This is a genomic window from Nocardia sp. Marseille-Q1738, from assembly GCF_965283145.1.
Genome location: NZ_CBDIMS010000001.1, coordinates 1004697 through 1021735 on the forward strand (window position 1 = coordinate 1004697; position 17039 = coordinate 1021735).

The 17039-nt window shown below is 69.1% G+C and carries 17 protein-coding genes and 1 riboswitch; of the genes, 11 read left to right on the forward strand and 6 right to left on the reverse strand.

Annotated features, from left to right (window positions below; translation table 11 throughout):
* The first annotated feature begins 131 nt into the window (after window positions 1–131).
* On the forward strand, window positions 132–518 hold the full coding sequence (locus ACWPXK_RS04510) for a DUF2752 domain-containing protein (RefSeq protein WP_454194712.1): 387 nt from the start codon (window positions 132–134) through the stop codon (window positions 516–518).
* Between the two features lie 28 nt (window positions 519–546).
* A complete protein-coding gene (locus tag ACWPXK_RS04515) occupies window positions 547–735 on the forward strand; it encodes a hypothetical protein (protein ID WP_454194713.1) in 189 nt (62 codons plus the stop codon).
* Here the strand turns inward: ACWPXK_RS04515 and ACWPXK_RS04520 are convergent, their stop codons facing one another.
* Window positions 736–2082, reverse strand: a complete 1347-nt coding sequence (locus tag ACWPXK_RS04520) for a M1 family metallopeptidase (protein ID WP_454195444.1) — start codon at window positions 2080–2082, stop codon at window positions 736–738. It abuts the gene before it with no gap.
* Window positions 2082–5996, reverse strand: a complete 3915-nt coding sequence (locus ACWPXK_RS04525) for a Pls/PosA family non-ribosomal peptide synthetase (protein WP_454194714.1) — start codon at window positions 5994–5996, stop codon at window positions 2082–2084. The genes ACWPXK_RS04520 and ACWPXK_RS04525 overlap by 1 nt, the downstream gene beginning before the upstream one ends.
* 650 nt (window positions 5997–6646) lie before the next feature.
* Window positions 6647–6760: riboswitch (SAM riboswitch) on the forward strand.
* A 47-nt stretch (window positions 6761–6807) separates the two neighbouring features.
* Between ACWPXK_RS04525 and ACWPXK_RS04530 the strand changes: the two genes are divergently transcribed.
* The 3 genes from ACWPXK_RS04530 (at window position 6808) to ACWPXK_RS04540 (ending at window position 8958) form a co-directional block, all read left to right on the forward strand.
* The gene (locus tag ACWPXK_RS04530; protein ID WP_454194715.1) at window positions 6808–8124 is read left to right on the forward strand and encodes an aminotransferase class V-fold PLP-dependent enzyme; all 1317 of its coding nucleotides are present in this window, start codon (window positions 6808–6810) and stop codon (window positions 8122–8124) included.
* A 66-nt stretch (window positions 8125–8190) separates the two neighbouring features.
* Window positions 8191–8790: a Uma2 family endonuclease gene (locus ACWPXK_RS04535; protein ID WP_454194716.1), complete on the forward strand. Its 600-nt coding sequence runs from the start codon at window positions 8191–8193 to the stop codon at window positions 8788–8790.
* Window positions 8791–8814: 24 nt separating this feature from the next.
* The gene (locus ACWPXK_RS04540; protein ID WP_454195445.1) at window positions 8815–8958 is read left to right on the forward strand and encodes a helix-turn-helix domain-containing protein; all 144 of its coding nucleotides are present in this window, start codon (window positions 8815–8817) and stop codon (window positions 8956–8958) included.
* Window positions 8959–8970: 12 nt separating this feature from the next.
* On the opposite strand, the gene ACWPXK_RS04545 is transcribed toward ACWPXK_RS04540, so the two are convergent.
* From ACWPXK_RS04545 to ACWPXK_RS04555, 3 genes are all read right to left on the reverse strand, one after another.
* The gene (locus ACWPXK_RS04545; protein ID WP_454195446.1) at window positions 8971–9438 is read right to left on the reverse strand and encodes a flavin reductase family protein; all 468 of its coding nucleotides are present in this window, start codon (window positions 9436–9438) and stop codon (window positions 8971–8973) included.
* Between the two features lie 146 nt (window positions 9439–9584).
* On the reverse strand, window positions 9585–10061 hold the full coding sequence (locus tag ACWPXK_RS04550) for a YbaK/EbsC family protein (protein WP_454194717.1): 477 nt from the start codon (window positions 10059–10061) through the stop codon (window positions 9585–9587).
* A gap of 54 nt (window positions 10062–10115) precedes the next feature.
* Complete coding sequence (locus ACWPXK_RS04555; RefSeq protein WP_454194718.1) at window positions 10116–10436, reverse strand: 2-oxo-4-hydroxy-4-carboxy-5-ureidoimidazoline decarboxylase; 321 nt, start codon at window positions 10434–10436, stop codon at window positions 10116–10118.
* A gap of 189 nt (window positions 10437–10625) precedes the next feature.
* On the opposite strand from ACWPXK_RS04555, the gene ACWPXK_RS04560 reads away from it, so the two are divergent.
* Together ACWPXK_RS04560 and ACWPXK_RS04565 are read left to right on the forward strand one after the other, a co-directional pair.
* On the forward strand, window positions 10626–11447 hold the full coding sequence (locus ACWPXK_RS04560; RefSeq protein WP_454194719.1) for a crotonase/enoyl-CoA hydratase family protein: 822 nt from the start codon (window positions 10626–10628) through the stop codon (window positions 11445–11447).
* Window positions 11448–11625: 178 nt separating this feature from the next.
* Window positions 11626–11868 (forward strand): hypothetical protein, encoded by a 243-nt coding sequence (locus tag ACWPXK_RS04565; RefSeq protein ID WP_454194720.1) that lies wholly within the window; start codon window positions 11626–11628, stop codon window positions 11866–11868.
* A 135-nt stretch (window positions 11869–12003) separates the two neighbouring features.
* Here the strand turns inward: ACWPXK_RS04565 and ACWPXK_RS04570 are convergent, their stop codons facing one another.
* Entirely contained in the window at window positions 12004–12495 is a 492-nt protein-coding gene (locus tag ACWPXK_RS04570; protein WP_454194721.1) for an inorganic diphosphatase, read from the reverse strand.
* Window positions 12496–12712: 217 nt separating this feature from the next.
* Here ACWPXK_RS04570 and dacB point away from each other — a divergent pair, with 217 nt between their 5' ends.
* The 4 genes from dacB to hpt all read left to right on the forward strand — a co-directional run bounded on the left by dacB (window position 12713) and on the right by hpt (window position 17039).
* Complete coding sequence (gene dacB / locus ACWPXK_RS04575; RefSeq protein WP_454195447.1) at window positions 12713–14152, forward strand: D-alanyl-D-alanine carboxypeptidase/D-alanyl-D-alanine endopeptidase; 1440 nt, start codon at window positions 12713–12715, stop codon at window positions 14150–14152.
* 13 nt (window positions 14153–14165) lie between these two features.
* Complete coding sequence (locus ACWPXK_RS04580) at window positions 14166–15275, forward strand: zinc-dependent metalloprotease (protein ID WP_454194722.1); 1110 nt, start codon at window positions 14166–14168, stop codon at window positions 15273–15275.
* Window positions 15276–15344: 69 nt separating this feature from the next.
* Entirely contained in the window at window positions 15345–16427 is a 1083-nt protein-coding gene (tilS, locus tag ACWPXK_RS04585) for a tRNA lysidine(34) synthetase TilS (RefSeq protein ID WP_454194723.1), read from the forward strand.
* A gap of 57 nt (window positions 16428–16484) precedes the next feature.
* Window positions 16485–17039 carry a hypoxanthine phosphoribosyltransferase gene (hpt, locus tag ACWPXK_RS04590; RefSeq protein WP_454194724.1) on the forward strand — a complete coding sequence of 185 codons (555 nt, stop codon included), beginning with the start codon at window positions 16485–16487 and terminating at the stop codon, window positions 17037–17039.

A 17039-nucleotide genomic window follows, 5' to 3' on the forward strand; every position in this document is an offset into this window, starting at 1 on the left:
ACACGGCTACGGTTGATGCTGTGGACATCGCGCGCACTGACTCCGGACCCGCGACAAGCGCGGACGGATCCGGGACAACCGCGGAGGCCGGGCGGAGGACGGAGACCGAGCCGAGGACCCGTTGGCGCGGAGTGGGACTGCCGCTGCTGGTGGCGGGCGTCGGCGTGGGTGTCGGCGTGCTGTTGCACCTGCGCGACCCCCATGTCGAAGGCTCCTACGGCACCTGCCCGGTCTATGCGCTGACCGGTTGGTATTGCCCCGGCTGCGGCGGGATGCGCGCCGTGCACAACCTCACCGATGGCCAGATCGTCGACGCCTTGCACAGCAATCTGCTCGCGATTCCCTTGGTGCTCGCGTTCGCGGTGTGGGTGACGGACTGGACCATCCGGGCTTGGCGCGGTCAGACGATGCGTCTGCCGTCGATCAGCCGGACCACCATGTGGACATTTTTCGGATTGCTGGCGGTCTACACCGTGCTGCGCAATACGCCGTGGGGGACCCTGCTCACACCGGTGTAGCCGCCAGGCGTGGAGGCAAGTTCCAAATATGAATGATTCGCTGAAGACAAGGGTGCGGGAGAAGTTGCTGCGCCAGCTCGCCGAGGACGGCCCCCTCGACACCGAGCACGACGATCCACGGCAGATCGCCGTGGAAACCGATCTCGACGCGCTGGAAAACGTCGCGGAGGACGATCCGCTCGTCGAAGAGCTCGCCGCGCGCTACCTGGTGTTCTGATCAGGCGATCGACGCGCCGCCGTGCGGCGGCAGCTGGGGTAGCGGTTCGGCGAGCAGCCAGCTGTCCCACAGCGGGCGCAGCGGCACCAGGCTGTAATGCCCCGCGAGATCGGTGAATTCCTCTGTGGTCACCGAGGAGTGGCGGTAGCGGATCGTCCACTCGCGCAGCAGGTTGAAGAACGTCGAGTCGCCGAGCTCCAAGCGCAGCGCGTGCAAAGTCAGCGCACCGCGTTTGTAGACGCGGTCGTCGAACATGCGTCGCGGTCCCGGGTCGCCGACGATGATGTCCTGCGGCTGGCGGGACAGATTGTGCCGCGCAGCGCGCGCCAGCTGGTCGGCCGTTGGCCCGCCCGCCGCTTCCGACCAGATCCATTCCGCGTAGCAGGCGAAGCCTTCGTGTAGCCAGATGTCGCGCCACTGCTGGATGGTCAGGCTGTTGCCGAACCACTGATGGGCCAGCTCATGTGCGACCAGCCGCTCGGCGCCGCGGCGGCCGTCGCAGTGGTTGGCGCCGAAGATGGAGATGCCCTGCGCCTCGATCGGGATCTCCAGCTCGTCGTCGGTGACGACCACCGTGTAGCACTCGAACGGGTAGGGGCCGAACTTCTCGGTGAAGACCTCGAGCATCTTCGGCTGCCGGGCGAAGTCGTGGTCGAAGTTGGCGCGCAGCCGGGGCGGAAGGACGGCCTGCATCGGCACCGGGGCCTGGGAGGAACCGATGCGATGTTTGCGGTAGTGGCCGATCTGGATGGTCGCCAGGTAGCTCGACATCGGCTCGGACTGCTCGTAGACCCAGGTGGTCTGGCTGGCCTTGGTCTGCTTGCGCAGCAGGGTGCCGTTGGCCAGCGCGTAGTACGGCGAATCGGTGGTGATCGAAATCTGGTAGGTCGCTTTGGAACTCGGATGGTCGTCACAAGGGAACCAGGACGCCGCGCCATTGGGCTGGCTGGCCACGAGTGCGCCCTCGGTGAGCTCCTCCCAGCCGACCTCGCCCCACGGTCCGCGCACCGGCTTCGGGATACCGCCGTAGTGCACCACCACCGACAGCACGCCGCCCGCCGGAATCCGCTGCTGCGGAGTGATCACCAATTTGCCGTGCTGATGGGCGAATTTCGTGGCCTTGGTTCCGTTGACGAACACCTTCGAGACGGTGAGCGCCTGGGCGAGGTCGAGCGCGAACCGCGGGCGAACGGCGGTGGTCACCGCGGTGATCGTGGCGCGTCCGGTGAGCCGGTTGCCTGCGACCCGGTAGGCCAGCTCCAGTTCGTATCGTGAGACCCGGTACCCGCGATTGCCGTTCTGCGGTAGGTACTCATCGATGGGGGCTTCGTAGAACTTGCCCGCCATCAGCTCGCTCCGGGGTCGCCCGTGAACCAGGGTGCGATCGGGTTGCCCCACCAGCGCGACGATGCCGGCACGGTGTCGCCGCGCATGACCAGCGAGGCCGGGCCGATGGTCGCGCCGTCGCCGATAGCCGAAGCGGGGAGCGCGACGCAGTGCGGTCCGAGGGTGGCGCCCGCGCCGAGGGTGACGCTGTCCATGGCCATGATCCGATCGTGGAACAGATGGGTCTGCACCACGCAGCCGCGTTCGACGGTCGCGCCGTCGCCGAGAGTCACCAGGTCCGCCTCCGGTAGCCAATAGGACTCGCACCATACCCCGCGGCCGATGGTCGCGCCGAGCCCGCGAAGCCACAGATTCAGTACGGGCGTACCGGTCGCCGCGCGGGCGAACCACGGCGCGGCAACCGTTTCCACGAAGGTGTCGGAGACCTCGTTGCGCCACACGAACGAACTCCACAGCGGGTGCTCCTCGGCGCCGATCCGCCCTACCAGCAACCATTTGGCGGCCACCGCGCTCGCGCCCGCGACAGCACCGGCCGTCAGCAGCACCAGCCCGCTGAGCAGACCGGCGGCCAGGTGGCCGAACGTTTGCGCGAGCCAGGCCAGAGCGCACAGCACGCCGAGTCCGATGGCGAAAGTCACCAGTACTGGGAAGAGCCGACAGGTTTCGACGATGGCGCGGGCGATGCGCAGGCGGGCGGACGGGTCGAAGGTCCGTGCGGTATCGGTGCTCTCCGCCGTGCGGCGCAGCCGGACCGGCGGGCTGCCCAGCCAGGACGAGCCGGCCTTCGCCTTGGACGGCGCCGCCGACAGCACCGCGACCAGGCCGTTCTTGGGGACGCGGCGGCCGGGGGCGGTCATCCCGGAGTTACCGAGAAATGCGCGCTTGCCGACCTTGGCCTCGCCGATGTGCAGCCAGCCGCCGCCGAGTTCGTAACTCGCGATCATGGTGTCGTCGGCCAGGAAGGCGCCGTCGGCGACGGTGGTGAACTTCGGCAGCAGCAGCACCGTGGACACCTCGACGCTCTTGCCGATCTTCGCGCCGAGCAAGCGCAGCCACATCGGCGTGAGCAGGCTCGCGTACAGCGGGAACAGGAAGGTCCGTGCGGAATCGAGCAGCCGCTCGGTGGCCCACGCCTGCCAGCCGACGCGACTGCGCACCGGGTGGTAGCCCTCGGTCAGGCCGATACTGAGCAGCCGGACCGCGACGATGGTGGCCGCCGCGTATACGCCGAGGCTGAGCAGGGTCGCGACGGGAAGGACCGCGAAGGCGCGGACGACGCCTGCGCCGAGCGTGCGGGTATCGCGGACGAACCAAGCGAGGAACGCACCGCCTGCGCCGAGGCCGAGAATCGGCATGGCGGCCAACGCCATCGACGTGACGCCGAAGACGCCGACCCAGCGCCGGGCCCGGTCGGGCGTATGCGCCGGCCAGCGATGCTGCGCCTTGCCGACTTTCACCGCGGGTGAACCCGCCCACTCCTGTTCGGCCTTCACCTTGCCCGACACCGCGGAGCCCGGCGCCACCTCGGCGTTCTTGCCGATCTTCGTGCCGGGCAGGAGGATCGAGCGCGAGCCGACCACCGCGCCGGGGCCGATGGTGATCGGGCCAAGATGCACCACGTCGCCGTCGATCCAGTAACCGGACAGGTCGACCTCCGGCTCGACGCTGCACCCGTCGCCGAGTTCGAGCATGCCGGTCACCGGCGGCAGGGTGTGCAGGTCGACGCCCTTGCCGATCTTCGCGCCGAGCGCCCGAGCGAACGGCACCATCCACGGTGCGCCAGCGAGGCTCTCGGCACCGCTGGCCTCGGACAGGCGGACTGCCGCCCACAGGCGAAGGTGCACCGAGCCGCCGCGCGGATAGCGGCCCGGCCGGACGCCGCGCAACAGCAGCCGTGCGCCCGCCACGCAGATCGCCATGCGGCCGGGCGGCGAGATGAACAGTGCGAACGCGGCCAGCGTCCACCACCAGGACAGCTGCGGCAGCCACGGCAGCGAGCCGGACCAAGCCGCGATATTGCCGACGATCGCCAGCCAGGTGAGCCACTGCAGGCCGGTGAGTGTGGTCAACGGGATAGTGGCGAGCACCTGCACCGCCTGCGCGGCCGGCGGCGTCGGACGCACCGCCCGTTCGGCGACGGCGACCGCGGGCGTGGTCTGTTCCAGCAGGTCGACCAGGGCGCCGAGGCGTGGATGGTCGTAGAGATCGGCGACGGCGATCTGCGGATAGCGTTCGCGCAAGGCGGCGACCAGCTGTGCGGCCGCGAGTGAGCCGCCGCCCAGATCGAAGAAGTCGGCGTCGAGATCGCCGACTTCTCCACCGAGAATCGAATCCCATAGTCCGGCAACCCATTGCGCCGTGCCGGTCAGGTCGTTGTCGTCGTCGTCCTCGGCGGCGCCAGGCAGCGGCCATGGCAGCGCGTCGCGATCCACCTTGCCGGAGGTGCGCGTCGGTAGCTCGTCGACCACCGCGAGCCGGGGGACCAGCGGGGCCGGAAGTTGTTCGGTGAGAATGGCTCGCGCGGCCTTGGCGTCGAAGTCCGATCCCGGCCCGGTAAGGTAGCCGACCAGTAACTTGTTGCCCGCCTTGGTGGTTCGGATCGCGGCGGCGGCGCCGGTGATACCGGGAAGATGCTGGAGCGCGTTGTCGATCTCGCCGAGTTCGATGCGGCGACCGCCGAGCTTGATCTGATCGTCGGCGCGGCCGAGGAAGACCAGGCCCGCGCTGTCGTTACGGACCAGGTCGCCGCTGCGGTAGGCGCGATCCCAGCCGACCGAGGGTAGCGGCGCGTACTTCTCCGCGTCCTTGACCGGGTCGAGATAGCGCGCCAGGCCGACACCACCGATCACCAATTCGCCGGATTCGCCCTCGGCCACCGGATTTCCCGCCTGGTCCACCACGACGAGATCCCAACCGTTGAGCGGGAGCCCGATGCGGATCGGCCACTGGCCGTTCAGCAGTGCGGCGCAGGCGACGACCGTGGCCTCGGTGGGCCCGTAGGTGTTCCATACCTCGCGAGTCGAATCACCGTCTCCGGCAAGGCGTTCGGCGAGCTCCGGTGGGACGGCCTCGCCGCCGAAGATCAGCAGGCGCACCGCCTCCAGCGCCTCGACCGGCCAGGTCGCCGCCAAGGTCGGCACTGTCGAGACGATGCTGATCTCCCGCCGCACCAGCCAGGGTCCCAGGTCGGCGCCGGTGCGCACCAGGTCACGCGGGGCGGGCACCAGGCAGGCGCCGTTGCGCCAGGCCAGCCACATCTCCTCGCAGGAGGCGTCGAAGGCGACCGAGAGACCGGCGAGAACCCGGTCGCCGGGGCCGATCGGGGCGTCGGGGAGGAACAGGTCGGCTTCGGCGTCGACGAACGCCGCGGCGCTGCGGTGGGTGACGGCAACGCCTTTCGGGGTTCCGGTCGACCCGGAGGTGAAGATGATCCAGGCGTCGTCGTCGGGGCTGGGAAGCGCCGACCAGGTGCCCGCGCCCTCGTGCTGCTCCGCGGCGCGGATACCGGCGGCCGTCGTCTCGATGCCTTCGGCGGTGACGATCGCGGTGACCTGGGCTTCGCCGAAGACGAGCTGGGCGCGCTCGTCCGGGTCGTCGGCGTCGACCGGCACGTAGGCGGCGCCGCTGTAGAGGATCGCGAGGATGGTGACGTAGAGCCCGCGCGTGCCGGAGGGCATGCGCACTCCGACCCGGTGACCGGGATGCACGCCCGCCGTGGCGAGGCGCGCCATGGTCTTCTCGACCTCGACGACCAGTTCGAGATAGGACAGCACCACCTGGCCGTCATCGATGGCCGGCGCGTCGGGATGCGTGAGTGCCGTAGCGGTCAGGATGTCGACCAGCGTCCTGGCCTGTGGCGCATGGTCGCCCCGCGACAACGGGCGCACCGGCGCGTCGACCTCCGTTCGGAGCATGGTGCTCAGCGAACCTCCCATCGACCTGCCTCGTACTTTCCGTTGTCGCGCCATAGTTGGGTTACCAAAGGGCAAATGCCACGATTGGCCAGCTGTCCACGGTACTGGGTTTGTTTCCTCGGCGCCTGCCGCGCTGCTCGAACGGGGAATGCTCGTCTCGCTTCGCTCGAGAACGGCGGTGGCCGGTGTGGTCGTGTCGGCGGCAACCGCGCTCAGGTTCGGCTGCTTGCTGGTAGCTGGAGAAGGAGTGGGCGTCGGAGCCAACTCTCTCGCTGAGAGATCGCGAATCGGGGGGCGACCGGCTGCGAACAGATAACGCTTGGTTTTGCTGCCGGAAAAAGTTCGGTCCGCTGTGGTTATCTGAGAGGCGAGCGCCGATTTATTCAGGTTCGGGGCGCTGCTGTGTGTTTGCTGCATTTGTTCAGTTGTGGCTTTGCCGTGGATGAGGCGTGATGTATTCGGGGCAACTGCGATTCGGTGGATGTGAGTTCGATTACGAACGGCGCTCGCAGGACTTGGTCGGGGTGTTCGTGCGGCTCGCGAGTGTGCTTGCAATGACTCGCGTCTGTGGTCATGTCCCGATCGGGATGTGTCGGCTCGGGTTGGCGCGCGGTTGACAGCGCCGGGCCGCTTCTGCCAATCTCGGGTCAGGTCATGAGTGCCAGCGCTAAGCCCCGGCTTGCTGGCCGGCAACCCTCCTCCGCGGTGGGGTGCTCCGGGTGACGACCCGGCCGACGCCCAACCGGGCGCGGCAAGCGCGGACTCGGCGGATCAATCGATCGCGGGTCCCTTAGCCGACGGGATTCACGTGATGACTACTGCTGTCGACAACACCTGTGCCGCACTCGCCCGGGTCTCCGGCGACGAACTGCTGGTGCCGCTCGTGCAGGGCGGAACGGCGTCCTACGCCAACTTCGACTACGCGGCGAGTGCGCCGGCGTTGGTGGAGGTCACCGACCGCGTGCAGCGGCTGCTGCCGTTCTACGCCAGCGTGCACCGCGGCGCGGGGTACGCCTCGCGGATCTCCACCGAGTGCTACGAGGCCGCCCGTGGATCGGTGGCCAAGTTCCTCGACGCCGCCGACGATCAGGTGGTGGTGTTCACCCGCAATACCACCGACTCGCTGAACCTGCTCGCGTCCTGCGTGCCCGGCGACACGGTGGTGCTCGATATCGAGCACCATGCCAACTTCCTGCCGTGGACCAGGCGCGGCCGCCGCGTCGTGCAGGCGGCCGATACCGTCGAGGAGACCGTCGGCAGGCTGGTGGCCGAGCTGTGCAGCAAGCCCGCCGCGTTGCTCGCGGTAACCGGCGCGTCGAACGTCACCGGCGAGGTGCTTCCGCTGGAGCGGCTGGCCACCATCGCGCACCAGTGCGGCGCCCGGATCCTGGTCGACGCCGCCCAGCTGGCGCCGCACCGCCGGATCAGCCTGCGCGACATCGGAATCGACTATCTGGCCTTCTCCGGCCACAAGCTGTACGCGCCCTTCGGCGCGGGTGTGCTGGTGGGCAAGCGCGATTGGCTCGACGCGGCGCAGCCCTATCTGTCCGGCGGCGGGGCGGTTCGTGAGGTGAGCACCACCGAGACCGAGTGGGCGCCCGCTCCGCAGCGGCACGAGGCCGGGTCGCCGAACGTGCTCGGCGCCGCCGCACTGGCCGCCGCTTGTGACGCGCTCTGTGCCATCGATGCCGAAACCCTTGCCGCCCACGAAAAGCGGCTCGCCGACCGGCTCCGCGACGGCCTCGCCGCGATTCCGGGCGTGCGCCTGCTGCGCATCTGGTCCGATAGCCCCGACTCGGTCGGTATCGTCGCCTTCGCGCTCGACGGATTCGCTCCCGGTCATGTCGCCGCCTATCTCTCCGCCGAACACGGCATCGGCGTGCGCGACGGACGTTTCTGCGCCCACCCGCTGCTCGCCCGCCTCGGTCTGGACGGGGCCCTGCGCGCCAGCATCGGCCTCGGTACCACCTCCGCCGACGTGGACCGCCTGATCGACGCGGTGTCCACCCTCGTGACCACCGGCCCCACGTGGGATTACGCCGCCACCAACGGTCTGTGGAACCCCACCCCCGAAACCCGCCCTTCACCTCCACCGCCCCACCGGCGCGGCCCCTGCCTGGTCGGCTGAAGCGCGGTCCGGCAGCGCTGCCGGATACTATCGGCGTATCCGGCAACCCGACCTCGAGGTGGACCTATGAGCATGCTGCCCGTCTGGGCCACCGACCCGGGCGCTCTCCTCATCACGGAGGACGACTACGACGCGCTTCCGGAAGACGTCCAGCGGCAGATCGAGGTGGTCGACGGCCACGTGATCGTGTGCCGCAGCGGAACGTTCCAACACAACAACGTGGCCCGTCGGCTGGCGAACGCTCTGGAGCAGGCGAGCCCCGATGAGCCGTGCACCGGCGTGGTAACCGATTTCGAGATGCACTACGTCCGAAGCCGTCCAGCGAGCCCTGGTTTTTCTTTTCGCCGCCCGGATGTCGCGCTGTACCGGTGCATCGACGGCGATCGGAAACTGACGACCGCGGACGTACTTCTGGTGGTGGAGGTCGTCTCGCCGGGATCGGAGTACACCGACACCGTCGACAAGTGTGCGGAGTACGCGAACGAGGGGATCCCGATCTATCTGATCGTGCACTTGGCGGCCGATCGCACGGTGAAGATCATCCAGGAGTACCGCCTCGACTGGGCGAGCCGCAGCTACCGCTTGGTGCAGACCCACCAGGAGGTGCTCCGGTTGACCGATCCCTTTCCGGTCGATGTCGAATTCGCCGCCTTGGATGGCGCCTGAGTTGTCGCCCGAGGTCCAGTAAGGCTGGCCGACGCCGCTGGTATGACCCAGTCCGCTGTCGCGAGATTCGAGGCGGGCGGAACGGTGCCGAGCTTGCCCGTCTTGGAGCGGCTGGCCCGAGCGCTCGACGCCGAGTTGGTCGTGCAGGTGCGGCCGCGGGTGGCGTAGCCGCTCATTCGTTCAGTCGCCCAGCGGGGTCGGGCGGTAATAGCGGCCGTTGTAGTACAGGAGCGGGGCCGCGGCGGGTTCTTCGTCGGTGTTGTCGTGGACCCGGGTGACCAGGCCGACGACGAAGGTGTGGTCGCCGATGGGGATGAGCTGGTGCACGGTGGTACGCAGCCAGATGGGGGTGCCGTGCAGCACCGGCTCGCCGGTGTCCAGGGAGGTCCACAGGGAGCGGTCGGTGAATCGCTCCTCGGCGGTGCGGGAAAATCGGTGGGCCAGGTGCTGCTGGTGTTCGCCGAGGAAATGGATGACCACGGATTCCGCGTCCAGCATGGCGGTCAGGCTGGAGGACGTGTGCGCGATATTGAACGACACCAGCGGCGGATCCAGTGACAGCGACGCGAAGGAGGTGGCGGTGAAGCCGACCGGCCCCTGCGGCGAACTGAGCGTGACGACGGTGACGCCCGCGGGGTAGTGGCGCATGGAAGCGCGATACTGCTCGGCGGTGATGCCGCTCAGATCATCGGGGATATCGAGTTCCGTCTCGGGCCGTGGTACTTCTGTCACAGGACGAAACTACGCCGGGTCGCCGAGCCGGTGCGGAGCGCGTGGTGGGGGAGCTGCCGATTTCAGTCCACGTCGATCGGAAGGCCCGCGGTGATCCGCAGCAGCTCCGGGAACGACGTGCGGAAAATAGTGTTCGGGTGCCCGCCCGCGGCCCAGAGTTCGCGATGTCGCGACAGCGCGTTGTCCACCCAGGTCGGCAGGTTGGTCGGATGGCCGACGGGCGCGACACCGCCGATCGGCTGGCCGGTGACCTCGCGCACCAGCTTGGCGGGGGCGCGGGTGAGCGTTCCCTCCAGGCGCGCGCCGGTGTTCGCCAGATCGACCTGGTGCGCGCCGGAGACCAGCAGCAGCACCGGGTCGTCATCGAGCAGGAAGACCAGCGATTTCGTGATCGCGCCCACGTCGACGCCCAGCGCCTTGGCGGCGTCCGCGGCGGTGTGCGTCGGCTCCGGCTGGGCCATGATCAGGCCGTGGTGGCCTCGGGCGATGAGGGTGTCGGCGACCCGGCAGGCGACCGGTGGCAATGACGACCTGCGCATCCCACCAGGGTAGAGCGATTGCGGGTGGTACGCCGGGCGAGTCGCGCTGTCGGCTCAGTATTCCGGATACCCCTCGCTCGGGCCGAGCATCCCAGAGATCCGCGCACGGGTGATCCGCGCGAGCTGGGGCAAGTCGTGCGACGAGACCTGCTCGTGCACAAGCGCTTCGAAGGCGCGGTCGACATCTCGCTGGGAAAGGGCGAGCAGCTCGACATCCGCCTTGGTGAGCAGCGCGTCCCGGTCGGGGTACGGGCGGGCGTCGGTCAGCTTCGCCGCCCAGGTGACGTTGCAGCAGCACTCGTACAGCGCGTGAATCGCGCGGCCACGCGGCATTTCGTTGAACCGGTCGAGGCCGATTCCGCGATGCATCAGCATGATCTCCTCCGAACCCGGTGAATGAGGTTTGCTGACTCGACCATGATCCGGCCTGCGCCGAACCGGGAACCAGTGCGCTGACGCTAATTTGCACAGGATTTACACGCTGTGAGGTTTGCGCGGCGTCCTCTGCGCCGGGATGCCCCGGCCCGGAGTTCCGGTCTCATATTGTCTCGATACGCTGTACAAATGACAGATTGGCAGGCTTTCACCGTCGAAACGAAGGACAACGTCGCGCAGGTGACGCTGACCGGTCCCGGCAAGGGCAATGCGATGGGCCCGGATTTCTGGCGCGAGCTGCCGGAGATCTTCCAGGCGCTGGACTCCGACCCCGAGGTCCGCGCGATCGTGCTGACCGGTTCGGGCAAGCACTTCTCCTATGGCCTCGACCTGCCCGCGATGAGCGGGATGTTCGGTCCCCTGCTGGCCGATCGGGCCTTGGCCGCGCCGCGCACCGACTTCCTGACCGAGCTGCGCAAGATGCAGGCTGCGGTCACCGCCGTGGCGGACTGCCGCAAACCGGTGATCGCCGCGGTAGCCGGGTGGTGCATCGGCGGTGGACTGGACCTCATCGCGGCCGCCGACATCCGCTACGCCAGTGCCGACGCGAAATTCAGCCTGCGCGAGGCCAAGGTCGCGATCGTCGCCGATATCGGGTCGCTGCACCGGCTGCCCGGCATCATCGGCGAGGGGCACCTGCGTGAGCTCGCCTACACCGCCAAGGACATCGATGCCGCGCGCGCGGAGAAGATCGGCCTGGTCAACGACGTCTTCCCGGATCAGGAGGCGGTGCTGGACGCGGCGCACGCCGCCGCGCGCGAGATCGCCGCGAACCCGCCGCTGGTCGTGCAGGGGATCAAAGACGTGCTGGATCAGCGGCGCAAGGACGAGATCGCCGCGGGTCTGCGCTACGTCTCGGCGTGGAATGCCGCGTTCCTGCCCTCCGAGGACCTGACCGAGGCGGTCAAGGCGGTCTTCGAGAAGCGCGCGCCCGAGTTCCGCGGCAAGTGAGTCCGACGGCGCGTCCGGACCTGAACGGACGCGCCGTGCCTGCCCATGGGTGCGGAGGGTGGGCAAGGTGATTCGCCCCAGGGTTGCCCTTCGGTCACCCTAGGGGTGGCTGTGCGAGGCGGCGACCGACCATAACGTTTGTGACGTCAGAAATTCCGCCCCGCATTCAGGAGCAACAATGCGTATCAAGTCCATCCTCGCCGCTGGTCTGCTGGCCATCGCCGCCGTCGCCGGGGTGTCGACGGCTGCTTCGGCCTCTGCCGCGCCTGGATACCAGGACGTCGCCTATGGCGGCACCTACGTCGGCACCTACGCCACCTTCGACGCCTGCCGCGCCGACGGCATTTCGCCGAGCACCGGCGGCTACTACTGGGAGTGCGTCGAGACCTACGGCGGCTGGGACCTCTACATCTACTACTGAGCCACCTGTCACTGAGAAGGGGCATCCGATATCCGGGTGTCCCTTTTCGCCTTTCCGGCCACGACGGGCCGGGAAAGCCGAGCGGGGAGCCCGGACGTTACCGGACTCCCCGCTTCTGTTGCGCCGGACGAGCTTTCAGTGCCCGTCCTGGTCCTTCAGTCGCTGGATGGAAGCCTCGACCTCGGCCTCGGCCTCGGCGCGGCCGACCCACTCCGAACCCTTGACGTACTTGCCGGGCTCGAGATCCTTGTAGCGCTCGAAGAAGTGCTTGATCGCGGCCAGCTCGAACTCCGGGACATCCTTCAGGTCCTGGATGTGGTCCCAGCGCGGGTCGCCTGCGGGCACGCACAGGATCTTGTCGTCGCCGCCCGCCTCGTCGACCATCTTGTACATCGCGACCGGACGGGCCTCGACGATCACGCCGGGGAACACCGAGTCGGGCAGCAGGACCAGCGCGTCCAGCGGGTCACCGTCCTCGCCGAGGGTGTTCTCGATGTAGCCGTAGTCGGCGGGATAGACCATGGACGTGTACAGGAACCGGTCGAGCCGGACCCGGCCGGTCTCGTGATCGACCTCGTACTTGTTCCGGGACCCCTTGGGGATCTCGATGGTGACGTCGAACTCCACGCCATCTCCTTCACTGCATCGGTGCCGAGCCGGCGACTCGGCTTCTTTTCGGCGACTGCCGACTCGGCCGCCGCGGAGTGCGCCGACTCGCCAGGTTGTTCGGGGGAACGGTTGCGCAACGAGGATAGTGTGGTCGGCGGGGAGATGGGTGCGGCAGGCGGCTGCTGCGGGAATCGGTCAGGAGAGCGGCGGCGACGTGTTTGGTGGCAACGAGAACATCGGTGGGCTGGCTGCCCGGCGGCGGCGCAACAGATCGATCGGCGTAGCGGTCACGCTGGGCGTATTACTCGGGGTCGTGGTCGTGGCGCTTTTCACAGTGCAGCCGTGGACCCCCGAATTCCGGCACGGCAAGCTGACCATCGCCGCCCCGCCCGCGGCGGTCGAGCCGTCGCCGCAGGTCAGCCCGGCACGCTCGAACGCGCCTGCGCCGAGTCCCGCAGGTATCGCCGCGGCGCTGGCCCCGGTGATCGGCAACCCGGATCTCGGCGCGTTCGCCGGCCAGGTGACCGATGCCGACAGCGCCATGGTGCTGTGGAGCGGTGACGCGAACAAACCGATGATCCCCTCCTCCACCGCCAAGATCCTCACCACGGCGGCCGCCCTGCTCACGCTGCCCGCCGAGCACCGGGTGACCACCAGGGTGGTCGCCGGTGCGGCGCCGAACGAATTGGTGCTGGTCGGTGGCGGCGATCCGACGCTCACCGCGCAGCCGGACGGCAAGGGCTACTACCCGAACGGGCCGCGCCTGTCCGATCTGGTGGCGCAGATCAGAGCCGCGGGCCGACCGGTGGACACGATCGTCGTCGACACCTCCGCCTACACCGGCCCGGCCATGGCTCAGGGCTGGGACCCGATCGACATCCCCGAGGGGTCGATCGCTCCGATCGAGCCGGTGATGATCGATGGCGGCCGCCTGCAACCGCTCGTCGAGTACTCGCCGCGCACCGCCACCCCCGCGTTGGACGCGGGGCGGCGCCTGGCCGCCGACCTCGGGCTCGACCCCGCCCGTGTCAGGATCGGCGTCGCGCCGCAGGGCGCGGCCGAGATCGCCAGCGTGCAATCGGCGCCGTTGCGTGATCGGCTGCGGGACACGATGGTCTACTCCGACAATGTGCTCGCCGAGGCGATCGGACGGGAGATCGCGACGGCGACCGGCGGCGAGGCCTCCTTCAGCGGCGGCGTCGCCGCGGTGCGTGCGGCGCTGAGCACGGCCGGTTTCGATCTCACCGGCTTGGATATGCACGACAGCAGCGGGCTTTCGGTCGATGACCGGATCCCCGCCCGGTTGCTCGATCGAGTCGTGGCGACCGCGGCCAAGCCCACCGGCGCCGCCGTGGTGCAACCGGCGGGCACCAAGGCCAAGCCGGAGAACGACCGGATCGCGGCGACCTTGGCGGCGATGCTCGACAATCTGCCGGTCGCGGGCGCAACGGGCTCGTTGACCAGCCGATATGTCACCAGAGACCGGCAGGGCGCGGGCTGGGTCCGGGCCAAGACCGGAACTCTGTCGGTGTCCAGCGCGTTGGTCGGGTATGTGCTGGACGCCGATGGGCGGGTGCTGACCTTCGCGCTGATGTCGAATGATCGACCACCGGAGGTGAGCAGGCCCGCGTTGGATGCGATCGCAGGCACGCTGCGAAACTGTGGATGCTCGTGACGGGTGGTTGACCATGACCCAGCAAGACTCCGGCCCAGCCGGGCCCGGCCCGGTGGGCGCGGTCGAGCGGCGGAAGGGTCGTACGGGTCTGTCCGGCGTTGTCGACTGGCGCCTGGCCGCGAAAACCGGTTCCGCCCTGGTGCCGGCGGGGCCGCGTACGTCGCGCTACTCGGCCGAGCAGGTCGTCGCGGAACTGGCCGACGCGTCCGTGCGCGCCGAAGCGCCGGTTCGCGAGGTGAGCGGACTGCTGGACGACCGCCCGGTGCCGGCCGCCAGAATCGTCGACCGGCCCGGCTGGATCACCGCCGCCGCCGACTCCATGGCCCAGCTCACCGGCACCGGTGGTGCACCCGCCGGAACCAAGCTGTTCGCGGGCAAGCCCGCCGGTGTGCAGGCGGGCGCGATGCTCGCGTTCCTGTCCACCGCGATCCTCGGCCAGTACGACCCGTTCACGGGGTCGGACGGCACCCTGCTGTTGGTCGCGCCGAACATCGTGGCGGTGGAGCGCGCGCTCGGGGTTTCGCCGAGCGATTTCCGGCTCTGGGTCTGCCTGCACGAGGTGACGCATCGAGTGCAGTTCTCCTCCGCGCCCTGGCTGGCCGAATACATGCGCGCCAACGTCGAGGTGCTCGGCGAAGTCGGCGACGAGCCGCTGGCCGAGATGCTCTCCCGGCTGGTCGAGGCGGTGCGCGAACGCCGTCGCGGCGGCATCTCCGAGGACCCGGCCGCGCGCGGCGTGGTCGGCCTGCTGCGCGCCACCCAGGCGCCGCCGCAGCGGGAGGCGCTCGACCGCCTGCTCATGCTCGGCACCCTGCTGGAAGGGCACGCCGATCACGTCATGGACGCGGTCGGTCCCGCGGTCGTCCCGTCGGTCCAGCAGATCCGCACCGCTTTCGATCAGCGTCGCAGGCGGCCGACCAACCCGCTGCAACGCCTGCTGCGCGCCCTGCTCGGCGTGGACGCGAAGGTCGCACAGTACGTGCGCGGCAAGAAGTTCGTCGACGAGGTGGTCGGCACCGTCGGCATGGCCCGGTTCAACACCGTGTGGACCGACGCGGACGCCCTGCCCCGTACCGACGAGATCGAGAACCCGCAGCGCTGGATCGAGCGGGTGCTGGGGTAGCCCGCAAGAGATTCCGATCGGTCCGCCGTGGCGGAACCGTGGAGCACGGTCAGTCGGTAGGCTGCGCGCATGGGGCGTGCGCCAGGAACCACACCCGGCCGCTTCGGTTCGGAGGCCGGGTCTGGGGGCTCATCTGCGCCCGATGCCGCCGGTGCGCGGCGCCTGCCCGAGACCGCCGCCGTGCTCGCCGTCCGCAGGGCGGTGCGGGAGTGGCTGAGCCGGTTCGGTCCGGGCGAGAACCAGGAGCAAGCGGTCGCGGTGGCGCTGTCCGGCGGCGCGGATTCGCTGGCGCTCACCGCGGCGGCCGTGGTGGAGACGAACGCGGTCGACGCGCTGGTGGTCGATCACCGGTTGCAGCCCGGATCCGGTGCGGTCGCCGCCGAGGCGGCGGCCCAGGCGCTCGCGCTCGGATGTCGGTCCGCGCGGGTGCTCGCGGTCGAGGTCGGCACCGAGGGAGGGGTGGAGGCGGCGGCTCGCCGGGCTCGATACGCCGCACTGGACCTGGCGCGCAACGATCTGCCGGTGCTGCTCGGTCACACGCTCGACGACCAGGCCGAAACCGTGCTGCTCGGGCTCGCGCGCGGATCGGGTGGCCGCTCGATTCAGGGCATGGCCGCGTGTGCCGAGCCGTGGGGGCGGCCGCTGCTCGGTGTGCGGAGGGAGACGACCCGGCAGGTGTGCGCCGACCTGGGGGTGACGCCACACGACGACCCGCACAACGTGGCGCCGGAGTTCACCCGGGTTCGCCTGCGCACCGAAGTATTGCCGCTGCTGGAGCAGATTCTCGGCGGCGGAGTGGCCCCGGCGCTGGCCCGCACGGCCGAGCAGCTGCGCGAAGACGGCGCGGTGCTGGACGCGCTCGCCGCGGAACTGCTGCACACCGCGAGTGATGGGCGAGCGCTCGTGATCGAGACCCTCGCCACTGCGCCCGCGGCCCTGCGTAAACGGGCAATTCGGGCATGGCTGCTGGCGGGCGGTGCGAAAGCCCTGACCAACAAGCATTTACAGGCCGTCGACGAGTTGGTGACCGCTTGGCGTGGACAGGGCGGTGTCGCCGTCGGCGGAGGAAGGCCCGGAAGCAGGTTGGTCGCCGGGCGCGAACATGGCAGGCTGACACTGCGGCTGGGCGAGGATGACCATCGGAGGCGATGACGCATCACTCCCACCGGCCCATCGAGCTTTACCACCACGGAAGGGAATCCAGCTGACGTGTACGGGGACGATATCGCGTCGGTGCTGATCACCGAGGAACAGATCGCCGCCAAGACCCAGGAGCTGGCCGACCTGATCGCCAAGCGCTATCCCGCCGATGCCTCCGAGGGCGATCTGCTGCTGGTCGGCGTGCTCAAGGGCGCGATCTTCTTCATGACCGACCTGGCCAAGGCGCTGCCGATCCCGACTCAGATGGAGTTCATGGCGGTCTCGTCCTACGGGTCGTCCACCTCGTCCTCCGGCGTGGTGCGCATCATGAAGGACCTGGACAAGGACATCGCCGGCCGCAACGTCCTGATCGTCGAGGACATCATCGACTCCGGGCTCACCCTGTCCTGGCTCAAGCGCAACCTGTCCACCCGTAATCCCGCGTCGCTCGAGGTGGTCACGTTGCTACGCAAGCCCGACGCGCTACGCACGCACGTGGACGTCGCGCACGTCGGCTTCGACATCCCGAACGAATTCGTCGTCGGCTACGGTCTCGACTACGCGGAGCGCTACCGGGACCTGCCCTACATCGGCACCCTGGACCCGAAGGTCTACGGGGGCTGA